This is a genomic window from Kluyvera sp., assembly GCF_965301105.1.
In genome coordinates this window covers 1-12,398 of sequence record NZ_CBDKZX010000032.1, presented here as the reverse complement: position 1 = coordinate 12,398, position 12,398 = coordinate 1, and the positions used below count along the sequence as shown (strand labels likewise).

The 12,398-nt window shown below is 55.8% G+C and carries 12 protein-coding genes; 3 read left to right on the top strand and 9 right to left on the bottom strand.

The window, feature by feature from the left end:
• The first annotated feature begins 61 nt into the window (after window positions 1-61).
• The 3 genes from ubiU to ACW14G_RS12645 all read left to right on the top strand — a co-directional run bounded on the left by ubiU (window position 62) and on the right by ACW14G_RS12645 (window position 3,086).
• Window positions 62-1,057, top strand: a complete 996-nt coding sequence (gene ubiU / locus ACW14G_RS12655; protein WP_167574961.1) for a ubiquinone anaerobic biosynthesis protein UbiU — start codon at window positions 62-64, stop codon at window positions 1,055-1,057.
• A gap of 8 nt (window positions 1,058-1,065) precedes the next feature.
• A complete protein-coding gene (locus ACW14G_RS12650; protein WP_249022696.1) occupies window positions 1,066-1,944 on the top strand; it encodes a U32 family peptidase in 879 nt (292 codons plus the stop codon).
• Window positions 1,945-2,078: 134 nt separating this feature from the next.
• Complete coding sequence (locus tag ACW14G_RS12645; RefSeq protein WP_163447799.1) at window positions 2,079-3,086, top strand: luciferase-like monooxygenase; 1,008 nt, start codon at window positions 2,079-2,081, stop codon at window positions 3,084-3,086.
• Between the two features lie 110 nt (window positions 3,087-3,196).
• Here the strand turns inward: ACW14G_RS12645 and mtr are convergent, their stop codons facing one another.
• From mtr to ACW14G_RS12600, 9 genes are all read right to left on the bottom strand, one after another.
• Window positions 3,197-4,441, bottom strand: coding sequence for a tryptophan permease (gene mtr, locus ACW14G_RS12640; protein ID WP_163447798.1), 1,245 nt, complete (start codon window positions 4,439-4,441; stop codon window positions 3,197-3,199).
• 145 nt (window positions 4,442-4,586) lie between these two features.
• Window positions 4,587-6,533 carry a DEAD/DEAH family ATP-dependent RNA helicase gene (locus tag ACW14G_RS12635; protein WP_455648613.1) on the bottom strand — a complete coding sequence of 649 codons (1,947 nt, stop codon included), beginning with the start codon at window positions 6,531-6,533 and terminating at the stop codon, window positions 4,587-4,589.
• Window positions 6,526-6,606, bottom strand: a complete 81-nt coding sequence (gene yrbN, locus ACW14G_RS12630) for a protein YrbN (protein ID WP_100249910.1) — start codon at window positions 6,604-6,606, stop codon at window positions 6,526-6,528. Before yrbN ends, ACW14G_RS12635 begins: the two co-directional genes overlap by 8 nt.
• 105 nt (window positions 6,607-6,711) lie before the next feature.
• On the bottom strand, window positions 6,712-7,596 hold the full coding sequence (gene nlpI, locus ACW14G_RS12625) for a lipoprotein NlpI (RefSeq protein ID WP_455648612.1): 885 nt from the start codon (window positions 7,594-7,596) through the stop codon (window positions 6,712-6,714).
• A 111-nt stretch (window positions 7,597-7,707) separates the two neighbouring features.
• A complete protein-coding gene (pnp, locus tag ACW14G_RS12620) occupies window positions 7,708-9,843 on the bottom strand; it encodes a polyribonucleotide nucleotidyltransferase (RefSeq protein ID WP_163447795.1) in 2,136 nt (711 codons plus the stop codon).
• 357 nt (window positions 9,844-10,200) lie between these two features.
• A complete protein-coding gene (gene rpsO, locus ACW14G_RS12615) occupies window positions 10,201-10,470 on the bottom strand; it encodes a 30S ribosomal protein S15 (protein ID WP_035891092.1) in 270 nt (89 codons plus the stop codon).
• A gap of 151 nt (window positions 10,471-10,621) precedes the next feature.
• Window positions 10,622-11,566: a tRNA pseudouridine(55) synthase TruB gene (gene truB, locus ACW14G_RS12610; protein WP_223803795.1), complete on the bottom strand. Its 945-nt coding sequence runs from the start codon at window positions 11,564-11,566 to the stop codon at window positions 10,622-10,624.
• Window positions 11,566-11,967, bottom strand: a complete 402-nt coding sequence (rbfA, locus tag ACW14G_RS12605) for a 30S ribosome-binding factor RbfA (RefSeq protein WP_049848849.1) — start codon at window positions 11,965-11,967, stop codon at window positions 11,566-11,568. Before rbfA ends, truB begins: the two co-directional genes overlap by 1 nt.
• A 102-nt stretch (window positions 11,968-12,069) precedes the next feature.
• Window positions 12,070-12,398, bottom strand: a 329-nt coding sequence (locus tag ACW14G_RS12600; protein ID WP_455648611.1) for an EF-Tu/IF-2/RF-3 family GTPase, incomplete at its 5' end; no start/stop codon positions are given.

Here is a 12,398-nt window from a genome sequence, read left to right as displayed (position 1 = left end):
ACTAAAATTCCCATTCATTAACAATAATGCGCCCTGCTGGGCCGCTAACTCAGGAAGAATTATGGAGTTGCTCTGCCCTGCCGGAAACCTCCCGGCGCTTAAGGCGGCTATCGAAAACGGTGCCGATGCGGTGTATATCGGGCTGAAGGACGATACCAACGCCCGCCACTTCGCTGGCCTGAACTTTACCGAAAAGAAACTGCAGGAAGCCGTGAGCTTCGTGCATCAGCATGGCCGTAAACTGCATATCGCGATTAACACCTTCGCTCACCCGGATGGCTACGTACGCTGGCAGCGCGCCGTAGACATGGCCGCGCAACTGGGCGCCGACGCGCTGATTCTCGCCGACCTCGCTATGCTTGAGTATGCCGCAGAACGTTATCCGCATATTGAGCGCCATGTCTCCGTTCAGGCATCCGCAACCAACGAAGAGGCGATTAATTTTTATCATCGCAACTTTGACGTCGCCCGCGTGGTGTTGCCGCGCGTGCTTTCTATTCATCAGGTGAAGCAGCTAGCCCGCGTCACCCCGGTGCCGCTGGAAGTGTTCGCCTTTGGTAGCCTGTGCATTATGGCTGAAGGTCGCTGCTATCTCTCTTCTTACCTGACCGGCGAGTCGCCGAATACCGTGGGTGCCTGCTCACCGGCGCGCTACGTGCGCTGGCAGCAAACGCCACAGGGGCTGGAATCTCGCCTTAACGAAGTGCTGATCGACCGCTATCAGGACGGTGAAAACGCGGGCTACCCGACGCTGTGCAAAGGCCGCTATATGGTCGACGGCGAGCGCTATCACGCGCTGGAAGAACCCACCAGCCTCAATACGCTGGAGCTGCTGCCGGAACTGCTGGCGGCGAACATCGCCTCCGTGAAAATCGAAGGCCGTCAGCGCAGCCCGGCATACGTCAGCCAGGTCGCGAAAGTCTGGCGTCAGGCTATCGACCGCTGCATGGCTGACCCGCAAAACTTCGTCCCGCAGCCCGCGTGGATGGACACTCTCGGTTCGATGTCCGAAGGCACCCAAACCACCCTCGGCGCGTATCACCGTAAATGGCAGTAGGAATTCCCATGAAATATTCATTAGGGCCAGTGCTTTACTACTGGTCAAAAGAGACGCTGGAAGATTTCTACCAGCAGGCCGCCACCAGCAGCGCCGACACCATTTATCTGGGCGAAGCGGTGTGCAGCAAGCGCCGCGCCACCAAAGTCGGCGACTGGCTGGATATGGCGAAAACGCTGGCCGCTAGCGGCAAGCAGGTGGTTCTCTCCACCCTCGCACTGGTGCAGGCGTCGTCCGAGCTGGGTGAACTCAAGCGCTACGTTGAGAACGGTGATTTTCTGGTGGAAGCCAGCGATCTTGGGGTCGTGAACCTGTGCGCCGAGCGTAAACTGCCGTTCGTGGCGGGGCATGCGCTGAACTGCTATAACGCCGTGACGCTGCGCCTGCTGCAAAAGCAGGGCATGATGCGCTGGTGTATGCCGGTGGAACTGTCCCGCGACTGGCTGGTCAATCTGCTCAACCAGTGTGAAGAGCTGGGTATCCGCGATAAGTTTGAAGTTGAGGTGCTGAGCTACGGCCATCTGCCACTCGCCTACTCCGCCCGCTGCTTTACCGCGCGCTCGGAAGACAAACCCAAAGACGAATGCGAAACCTGCTGCATCAAGTACCCGAACGGGCGCAGCATGCTGTCGCAGGAGAATCAGCAGGTGTTCGTGCTCAACGGCATTCAGACCATGAGCGGCTACGTTTACAACCTTGGCAACGAGCTAACCTCCATGCACGGACTGGTGGATATGGTGCGTCTGTCGCCGATGGGTAACGAGACGTTTGCCATTCTCGATGCCTTCCGCGCCAACGAGAACGGCGGCGCCCCGCTGCCGTTAACCGCCAACAGCGATTGTAACGGCTACTGGAAGCGTCTGGCCGGGCTGGAATTGCAGGCCTGATAAAACCGCTCACTTTGTTAACAACAGTGGTCAGATTTTAATGCATTATTAAAGATGCAGCTTTTCTGGCCGGGTGCGCCCGGTTGGAACAAGACCTTCAATCTGATGACTATGCTGTAGCAAAGTGAGCCTTTATGACTGACAAAACCGTTGCTTTCTCGGTGCTCGATCTGGCGCCGATCCCCCAGGGTTCCTCCGCGCGAGAAGCCTTCTCCCATTCGCTCGACCTCGCCCAGCTCGCTGAAAAGCGCGGCTACCACCGCTATTGGCTGGCCGAACACCACAACATGGTGGGCATCGCCAGCGCGGCGACTTCGGTGCTGATTGGCTATCTGGCCGCCAACACTACCACCCTGCACCTCGGTTCCGGCGGCGTCATGCTGCCCAACCACTCGCCGCTGGTGATTGCCGAGCAGTTCGGCACGCTCAATACGCTGTATCCCGGACGTATCGATCTCGGCCTTGGCCGCGCGCCGGGCAGCGATCAGCCCACTATGCGAGCGCTGCGCCGTCATATGAGTGGCGATATCGATAACTTCCCGCGCGATGTGGCGGAACTGGTGGACTGGTTCGACGCGGTCGACCCTAACCCGCAGGTGCGCCCGGTTCCGGGCTACGGCGAGAAAATTCCGGTGTGGCTGCTTGGCTCCAGCCTCTACGGCGCACAGCTTGCCGCCCAGCTTGGCCTGCCGTTCGCCTTCGCCTCACACTTCGCGCCGGATATGCTGTTCCAGGCGCTGCATCTCTACCGCACGAACTTCAAGCCGTCGGCGCGGCTGGAGAAACCGTACGCAATGGTGTGCATCAACATTATTGCCGCCGACAGTAACCGCGACGCGGAATTCCTCTTCACCTCCATGCAGCAGGCATTCACCAGGCTGCGTCGCGGGGAGACAGGACAGTTGCCAGCGCCGATTCAGCAGATGGAACATTTCTGGTCACCGTCGGAGAAATACGGCGTCGACCAGGCGTTACGGATGTCACTGGTGGGCGATAAGGCGAAGGTGCGCCACGGGCTGGAGTCCATTCTGCGCGAAACGCAGGCGGATGAGATTATGGTCAACGGGCAGATTTTCGATCATCAGGCGCGGCTGCATTCGTTTGACCTGGCGATGGATGTGAAGCAGGAATTGTTGGGGTAGTGCGGTTTATTCCCCCTCACCCCGCCTCTGCCCAAAGGGCGAGGGGGAAACCGCACCGAGCAGTCCCCTCTCCCCCATGGGGAGAGGGTTAGGGTGAGGGGACAAACGCCTTACTGATAAACCGGCAGCAGGTTAAAGCTCGACAGCACATGCACCAGCGCGTTACCCACGCCAAACACCAGAATCAGCGCAATCATCGGCTTGCCGCCCCAGACGCGGAATTTCGGGCTACCGAAGCGCTTACGCGATTTACGCGCCAGCAGCGCCGGCACAATTGCCGCCCAGATGGTTGCCGCCAGCCCCGCATAGCCAATGGCGTACAGGAAACCGTTCGGCCACAGCAGGCCACCGATAATCGGCGGCAGGAAGGTCAGTAGCGCGGTCTTGAAACGCCCCAGCGCTGAATCGTCGAAGCCGAACAGGTCTGCCAGGTAATCAAACAGGCCGAGCGTTACGCCGAGGAAGGAGCTGGCCACCGCAAAGTTAGAAAACACCACCAGCAGAAGATCCAGGCCACGGCTGTTCAGTACGCCGCTTAACGCCTGCACCAGCACATCAATGTTACCACCCTTCTGGGCAATGCCGATAAATTCTGGACGCGGGATATTACCCATCGTACCCAGCAACCAAACGGTGTAGAGCACCAATGCCAGCAACGTTCCGTACACCAGACACTTCACGATGGTGCGCGGATCTTTACCGTAATACTTCATCAGGCTCGGTACGTTACCGTGATAACCGAACGACGCCAGGCAGAATGGCAACGTCATCAGCAGGTAAGGCGTATAGCTGGCGTGGCTTTCGGCAACGTTAAACAGCGTGGCGGGCGTTACGTGGCCCATCAGGCTACCGAAGGTCAGGAAGAAGGTAATCACCTTCGCACCCAGTACGATGGCCGTCATGCGGCTCACCGCTTTAGTACTTAACCAGACAACAAACGCCACCAGCAGCGCAAAGCCAAAGCCTGCTGCTCGTGCCGGCACGTTCAGCGACATCTCGGCAAAGGTGTGGTGCAGAATCGAGCCGCTCGCCGAAATATAGGCGTAGGTCAGGATGTAGAGCACAAAGGCAATAGAGATGCCGTTTACCACGTTCCAGCCTTTGCCCAGCAGGTCTTTGGTGATGGTGTCAAAACTGGAACCAATACGGTAGTTCAGGTTCGCTTCAAGAATCATCAGCCCGGAGTGCAGCATGCAGAACCAGGTAAACACCAGCGCCGCCATCGACCAGAAGAACCACGCACCGGACATAACCACCGGCAGGGAGAACATACCCGCGCCAATGATGGTGCCGCCGATGATCACCACGCCGCCAAGCAGCGAGGGTGACGTTTGGGTGGTGGTTAGTGTCGCCATACAGCCTTTTCTCCAGTGAATAATTTTGCTACTGCATTTTAATGTGCTGCACTGTACCAGTACACGAGTACAAAAGAAATAAAAAAAGCCCCAATCATAACGATCGGGGCTGTATATTTTACTTTACGCTTTTAAGCCGTCTGGCTTATGCGTCACCGCCGAAACGGCGACGACCTGCGGAGTCGTCACGACGCGGCGCAGCATCATCACGGCGCGGGCCACGGCTGCCTTCACGACGTTCGCCGCTGAAACGACGACCATCACCACGACCACCTTCGCGACGCTCGCCACCGAAGCTACGGCCGCCTTCACGACGCTCACCGCCGAAGCTACGACCACCTTCACGACGTTCGCCGCCGAAGCTGCGACCGCTACGCTCTGGGCGCGGCTGAGCATCACCGATCAGCTGCATGTTCATCGGCTTGTTCAGGATGCGAGTACGAGTAAAGTGCTGCAGTACTTCGCCCGGCATGCCTTTCGGCAGTTCGATGGTGGAGTGGGTACCGAACAGTTTGATGTTACCGATGTAACGGCTGCTGATATCGCCTTCGTTAGCAATTGCGCCGACGATATGACGAACTTCAACACCATCATCACGGCCCACTTCAATGCGGTACAGCTCCATATCGCCAACGTCACGACGTTCGCGCTTCGGACGATCTTCACGGTCGCCACGGTCACGCGGACCACGATCGTTGCGATCGCCACGACGCTCGAAGCGGTCATCGCGGTCACGGAATTCACGTTTCGGACGCATCGGCGCATCTGGCGGAACGATCAGAGAACGTTCGCCCTGTGCCATTTTCAGCAGCGCAGCGGCCAGCGTTTCCATATCCAGCTCTTCGCCTTCTGCGGTCGGCTGAATTTTAGCCAGCAGGCCACGGTACAGATCCAGATCGCTGCTTTCCAGCTGCTGCTGTACTTTCGCCGCGAATTTTTCCAGACGGCGTTTGCCCAGCAGTTCTGCGTTCGGTAGTTCCACTTCCGGAATGGTCAGCTTCATGGTGCGTTCGATGTTACGCAGCAGACGACGCTCGCGGTTCTCAACGAACAGCAGCGCACGGCCAGCACGACCCGCACGACCGGTACGACCGATACGGTGAACGTAAGACTCAGAATCCATCGGGATGTCGTAGTTTACAACCAGGCTGATACGCTCAACGTCCAGACCACGTGCTGCCACGTCGGTTGCAATCAGGATATCCAGACGACCGTCTTTCAGACGCTCCAGAGTCTGCTCACGCAGGGCCTGGTTCATATCACCGTTCAGCGCAGCGCTGTTGTAGCCATTGCGCTCCAGCGCTTCTGCCACTTCCAGGGTCGCGTTTTTGGTACGTACGAAGATAATCGCCGCATCAAAGTCTTCCGCTTCCAGGAAACGCACCAGCGCTTCGTTTTTACGCATGCCGTAGGCAGACCAGTAGCTCTGGCTGATGTCCGGGCGAGTGGTGACGCTGGACTGAATGCGTACTTCCTGCGGCTCTTTCATAAAGCGACGGGTAATACGACGAATCGCTTCCGGCATGGTGGCGGAGAACAGCGCGGTCTGATGACCTTCCGGGATCTGCGCCATGATAGTTTCAACGTCTTCGATAAAGCCCATGCGCAGCATTTCATCTGCTTCATCCAGTACCAGGCCGCTCAGCTTAGAGAGGTCCAGGGTGCCGCGCTTCAGGTGGTCCAGCAGACGACCCGGGGTACCGACAACGATCTGCGGACCTTGACGCAGGGCGCGCAGCTGCACGTCATAACGCTGGCCGCCGTACAGGGCAACCACGTTTACGCCGCGCATATGTTTAGAGAAATCCGTCATTGCTTCAGCGACCTGAACCGCCAGTTCGCGGGTCGGTGCCAGCACCAGAATCTGTGGCGCTTTCAGCTCAGGATCAAGATTGTTCAGCAGCGGCAGAGAGAACGCCGCCGTTTTACCGCTACCAGTCTGGGCCATGCCCAGCACGTCACGACCAGAAAGCAGGTGTGGGATACACTCAGCCTGGATCGGAGATGGTTTTTCGTAACCCAGATCGTTAAGGGCTTCAAGGATAGGAGCCTTCAGGCCCAGATCTGCAAAAGTGGTTTCGAATTCAGCCATGTAGTACAAGTGCCTCGATATTAATGGCGGCCAGTCTACATAACTCATCATGAAATTGATCTGCAATTTTCATTGAAAAGTGTGAACCGGCTCAAAGTAGGTGTATTAACGAACAACAACGCCCTCACCCGCGAAGGTGATGGCAATCAAAAAGATTACGGGCTGATGTAGTCGTCAGCTATTGCTGGTCCGATTCTGCCAGGTCATCTTGGTCCTGGCCCAGGAGCGATAATTCCAACAATGCGTATCGGTGCTCAACAAAGTTATGAACGTTGTTGGCAACCGCCAGTTTGAACAGTGCCGTGGCGCTGTCCAAATCCCCCAGACTTAGGTAGTACTTACCTAAATAGAAGTTGGTTTCACTGAGATGCTCAGCGAGCGAGGTGTTATCCGTTGCGTCCGCCTTCAGGCGTTCCATTAGCGTTGCTTCGCTAATGTTGCCCAGGTAGAACTCGACAATGTTCCATCCCCATTGTTCTTTATCCGATTTCTCAAAGCGTTGCTTCAACGCTTCTTTAGCCTGCTTCTCATCGAGCTTCTGCTCGGCGAGATAAAGCCACAGACTACGGAAAGGATCATTGGGATCGTCTTGATAAAACGCCAGCAGATCATCTTGCGCTAACTTGTCGCGACCGCCGTAATACAATGCGATACCGCGATTCAAGTGCGCGTAGTTGTAAGTTGGATCAAGCTCAAGTACAGAATCAAACGCTTCATAGGCAGCATCAAAATTGCCTGCCTGCGTTAAATATATGCCTAAGTAATTGAATACTTCAGGCATATCTGGTCGGATTGCCAGCGCTTGTGAAAAATCATTTCGCGCTAATGCCCTCAGACCGAGACTATCATACAACACTCCGCGCTCATATAAAAGCTGTGCGCGTTCGTCATCGGTTAAAGCCCGACTGGCAAGAATTTGTTCCATGCGTGCCAGGATTACTTCCTGCTGTAACGTCGGTTGCAATGGCACCGCGAGGACTTCACTTTTACGCCAGGCAGAGTTGCTACATCCTGCCAGCGTGAGTGCTGTCGCCACGAAACACCAGCGCAAAAAAGGCTTCATTTCCCACTCCCGAAGACAACAATTGGATGAACGTCCTGTCCCCCGCATGCAAACAAGGCATCCAGCCAGCGAAATGTGCCCTCCGCAAACGCGGAGGGCAAAAGGCAAACCTTACTCGCCTTGTTCCGCTGCCGGAGCTTCCGGTGCGGCGGCAGGCTGAGACTGCTCGGTTGCTTCTTTAATGCTCAGACGGATACGGCCCTGACGGTCAACTTCCAGAACCTTAACCGGTACTTCCTGGTTCATCTGCAGGTAGTCGGTCACTTTCTCAACGCGCTTGTCAGCGATCTGAGAGATGTGTACCAGACCTTCTTTACCGCCGCCGATGGCCACGAAGGCACCGAAATCAACGATACGGGTCACTTTACCATTGTAGATACGACCCACTTCGATTTCTGCGGTGATCTCTTCGATACGACGGATAGCGTGTTTCGCTTTCTCGCCGTCAGTCGCTGCGATCTTCACAGTACCGTCATCTTCGATTTCAATGGTGGTGCCGGTTTCTTCGGTCAGGGCACGGATAACAGAACCGCCTTTACCGATAACGTCTTTGATCTTGTCCGGATTGATCTTGATGGTGTGGATACGCGGAGCGAACTGAGAAATATCACCGCGCGGCGCGTTAATCGCCTGTTCCATCACGCCCAGGATGTGCAGACGGGCACCTTTAGCCTGGTTCAGCGCAACCTGCATGATCTCTTTGGTGATACCTTCAATTTTGATATCCATCTGCAGTGCAGAGATACCGTCGCGGGAACCCGCCACTTTGAAGTCCATATCGCCCAGGTGGTCTTCGTCGCCCAGGATGTCAGACAGAACAACAAAGTTGTCGCCTTCTTTCACCAGACCCATCGCGATGCCCGCAACGGCTGCTTTGATCGGCACGCCTGCGTCCATCAGCGCCAGGGAAGCGCCACATACGGAAGCCATAGAGGAAGAACCGTTAGATTCGGTGATTTCAGAAACCACACGAACGGTGTACGGGAACTTGTCGCCTTCCGGCATCACTGCCAGCACGCCGCGCTTCGCCAGACGACCGTGACCAATTTCACGACGCTTCGGAGAACCGACCATGCCAGTTTCGCCTACGGAGTACGGAGGGAAGTTGTAGTGGAACAGGAAGTTGTCAGTACGCTCGCCCATCAGTTCATCAAGAACCTGCGCGTCACGTGCGGTACCCAGGGTCGCGGTAACCAGCGCCTGCGTTTCACCACGGGTGAACAGCGCAGAACCGTGAGTACGCGGCAGAACGCCGGTGCGTACGTCCAGACCACGGATCATGTCTTTTTCGCGGCCATCGATACGCGGCTCGCCTGCCAGTACGCGGCTACGAACAACGTTTTTCTCGATAGCGTGCAGGATTTCACCCAGTTCGTTAGCGTCCAGGGTTTCGTCTTCAGCCACCAGAGTCGCGATGGTTTCAGATTTGATCACGTCAACCTGAGCATAACGCTCTTGTTTGTCGGTGATGCGGTAAGCGTCGCTCAGGCGAGATTCTGCCAGCGCAGCCACGCGCGCGTTCAGCGCTTCGTTAACGGCTTCCGGCTGCCAATCCCAACGCGGTTTACCCGCTTGTTTAACCAGCTCGTTGATCTCTTTGATAACGATCTGCTGCTGTTCGTGACCGAATACGACAGCGCCCAGCATGGTGTCTTCGCTCAGCAGTTCTGCTTCAGATTCAACCATCAGTACGGCAGCTTCGGTACCGGCAACCACCAGATCCAGCTTGCTTTCTTTCAGCTCGTCCTGAGTCGGGTTCAGCACGTACTGGTCATTGATGTAACCTACGCGCGCAGCACCGATTGGGCCGTTGAACGGAATACCGGACAGGGACAGCGCAGCAGATGCGCCAATCATGGCAACGATGTCTGGGTTAACCTGCGGGTTAACGGAAACAACGGTCGCGATGACCTGAACTTCGTTAACGAAGCCTTCCGGGAACAGCGGACGAACCGGGCGGTCAATCAGACGCGCGATCAGGGTTTCGCCTTCGCTTGGACGGCCTTCACGACGGAAGAAGCTACCCGGGATACGGCCAGCAGCGTAGGTACGCTCCTGATAGTTAACGGTCAGCGGGAAGAAGTCCTGGCCTGGTTTCGCTTTTTTCTGACCCACAACGGTAACGAATACCGCGGTGTCATCCATGCTAACCATCACGGCGGCAGTTGCCTGGCGCGCCATCATGCCGGTTTCCAGCGTTACGGTGTGTTGGCCGTACTGGAACTTACGAACGATCGGATTAAGCAAAATTCTATCCTTTCTTAATGAGTGGCGGCACACCCTTTGGCGTGCCGACCGATGAAACCGATCTTCTTTGCATCCTCGCGACTAATGACAACCCTAACCCGACGCCGGGTAAAGCCTCTCATTAGCCGCGCGAACCTCTGCAACGAAGAATATGTACAACAACAATACATTATACCCGTTATCTTTCAAAATACTGCTGTGTTGGTAATTTCAGCTCAATTTTGTCTCAACAAGATGCAGACAAGCAGGATTACCAGAACGCCAGACAGCGTCTTACGGGCAAACTTTCTTATAAATGACGGTCGTCCGGTGGAAAAAAGGGGCCATAAAGGCCCCTCTTTCTGAAACTCGCTAGAATTAGCGACGCAGACCCAGACGCTCGATCAGCGCGGTGTAGCGTGCAACATCTTTACGTTTCAGGTAGTCGAGCAGTTTACGACGCTGAGAAACCATGCGCAGCAGACCACGACGGCTGTGGTGATCTTTTTTGTGCTCTGCAAAGTGACCCTGCAGGTGGTTGATCTGTGCAGTCAGCAGTGCAACCTGAACTTCGGTAGAACCGCTGTCGTTCGCGCCACGACCGAACTCAGAAACGATTTGTGCTTTAGCTTCAACGCTTAGAGACATTTTGAACTCCAAATTTAAAAGAAAGAAAGGGTGCCGATCTCTAATTCAGCAGCCCTGAGATAACGCTTGCCAATTGTTAAACAATTAAGCAGACGTTAAGCCGCGATATTCTACTCGCAGCGCTCGGTTATCGCAAGCCACAGAACCTGGCTTACTCAGTGTACTCGACCACCAGACGGCGTGGAGCCACGCGGCCTTCGTCATCGATTTCACCCATACCGAGGAATTTACCTTCGTCACCTTCCGTCACGCGCACCAGGCCTTCCAGCGGCGCGCCTGACGTCCGTACCGGATTACCATTTTTAAAGTAAACAGCTGACGTTACAGGGATATTCACCACCGGATAGTCCGAAGCGGGACTGTCCATCGGCATCAATAACGGATCGAGTAATTCCGCCGCCGGAATGCCCTGCTGTTCGGCCTGTTCAACCAGTTCGCGCAGATGCTCCAGCGTGACCATACGCTCGACCGGGTATTTGCTGACCGCCAGGCGACGCAGGAAAATCACGTGCGCACCACAGCCGAGCTTCTCGCCCAGATCGTCAATGATGGTACGAATATAGGTGCCTTTGGAGCAGTGAATTTCCAGCTCCAGCTCGTTCCCTTCATGACGAATAAACAGCAGTTCGTAGACGGTAATCGGGCGCGCTTCACGCGGCACTTCAATGCCCTGACGAGCATATTCGTAGAGCTTTTTGCCCTGGTACTTCAGCGCGGAATACATGGACGGCACCTGCTGGGTGTCGCCACGGAAGCTCTCAAGCGCCTCTGCCAGCTGCGCATCGCTGAAAGTCACCGGACGCTCTTCGACGATCTGCCCGTCGGCATCCGACGTATCGGTACGCTGACCTAAGCGCGCAATCACGCGATAGCGTTTGTCGGAGTCCAGCAGATACTGGGAAAACTTGGTCGCTTCACCGAGGCAAATCGGCAGCATACCGGTCGCCAGCGGATCCAACGCGCCGGTATGTCCGGCGCGATTGGCATTGTAGATGCGCTTCACTTTCTGCAGTACATCATTGCTGGATGCGCCCTGCGGCTTATCCAGCAACAGCACGCCGTGAATATCACGGCCGCGACGACGAGGACGACTCATCAGTCCTCCTTGCTGTCGTCCGGGTTCACACGACGTTCTTCGTCATGCTTCACCACGTTAGTCACCAGGTTGGACATGCGCATCCCTTCGACCAGCGAGTTATCGTAGAAGAAGGTTAGTTCCGGCACGATACGCAGGCGCATGGCTTTACCCAGCAGCGAGCGGATGAAACCAGAGGCTTCCTGCAGCGCTTTGATGCCGGCTTTGACGGCCGCTTCATCTTTGTCGTTCAGGAAGGTCACAAACACTTTGGCATAGGCCAGATCGCGGGACATTTCAACACCGGAAACGGTGGTCATCATGCCCAGACGCGGATCTTTAATTTCGCGCTGCAGGATGATTGCGATCTCTTTTTGCATCTCCTGGGCCACGCGCTGCGGGCGACCAAATTCTTTCGCCATAATAAATTCTCCAGACAAAAAAGGGGCTTATCAGCCCCTTTTGAAATAGTTGCCGGGTGGCGCTTCGCTTCCCCGGCCTACAATCGGCAATCTAAACGAAGATTAAGCGATGGTACGTTGGATCTCGATGATTTCGAACACTTCGATCATATCGCCAACGCGAACGTCGTTGTAGTTCTTCACGCCGATACCACATTCCATGCCGTTACGGACTTCGTTAACGTCATCTTTGAAGCGACGCAGGGATTCCAGCTCGCCTTCGTAGATAACCACGTTGTCACGCAGAACGCGGATCGGGTTGTGGCGCTTGATGGTACCTTCGGTAACCATACAGCCAGCGACCGCACCGAATTTCGGTGATTTGAACACGTCACGTACTTCAGCCAGACCAATGATCTGCTGTTTCAGTTCCGGAGACAGCATGCCGCTCA

What these genes read in the sequence shown, in the direction of transcription:
- ubiU (WP_167574961.1), top strand. Translation starts at nt 62, where the DNA reads ATGGAGTTGCTCTGCCCTGCCGGAAACCTCCCGGCGCTTAAGGCGGCT.
- ACW14G_RS12635 (WP_455648613.1), bottom strand. Translation starts at nt 6,533, where the DNA reads ATGGCTGAATTCGAAACCACTTTTGCAGATCTGGGCCTGAAGGCTCCT.
- truB (WP_223803795.1), bottom strand. Translation starts at nt 11,566, where the DNA reads ATGAGTCGTCCTCGTCGTCGCGGCCGTGATATTCACGGCGTGCTGTTG.
- rbfA (WP_049848849.1), bottom strand. Translation starts at nt 11,967, where the DNA reads ATGGCGAAAGAATTTGGTCGCCCGCAGCGCGTGGCCCAGGAGATGCAA.
- ACW14G_RS12650 (WP_249022696.1), top strand. Translation starts at nt 1,066, where the DNA reads ATGAAATATTCATTAGGGCCAGTGCTTTACTACTGGTCAAAAGAGACG.
- ACW14G_RS12645 (WP_163447799.1), top strand. Translation starts at nt 2,079, where the DNA reads ATGACTGACAAAACCGTTGCTTTCTCGGTGCTCGATCTGGCGCCGATC.
- rpsO (WP_035891092.1), bottom strand. Translation starts at nt 10,470, where the DNA reads ATGTCTCTAAGCGTTGAAGCTAAAGCACAAATCGTTTCTGAGTTCGGT.
- mtr (WP_163447798.1), bottom strand. Translation starts at nt 4,441, where the DNA reads ATGGCGACACTAACCACCACCCAAACGTCACCCTCGCTGCTTGGCGGC.
- yrbN (WP_100249910.1), bottom strand. Translation starts at nt 6,606, where the DNA reads ATGAAAATTGCAGATCAATTTCATGATGAGTTATGTAGACTGGCCGCC.
- nlpI (WP_455648612.1), bottom strand. Translation starts at nt 7,596, where the DNA reads ATGAAGCCTTTTTTGCGCTGGTGTTTCGTGGCGACAGCACTCACGCTG.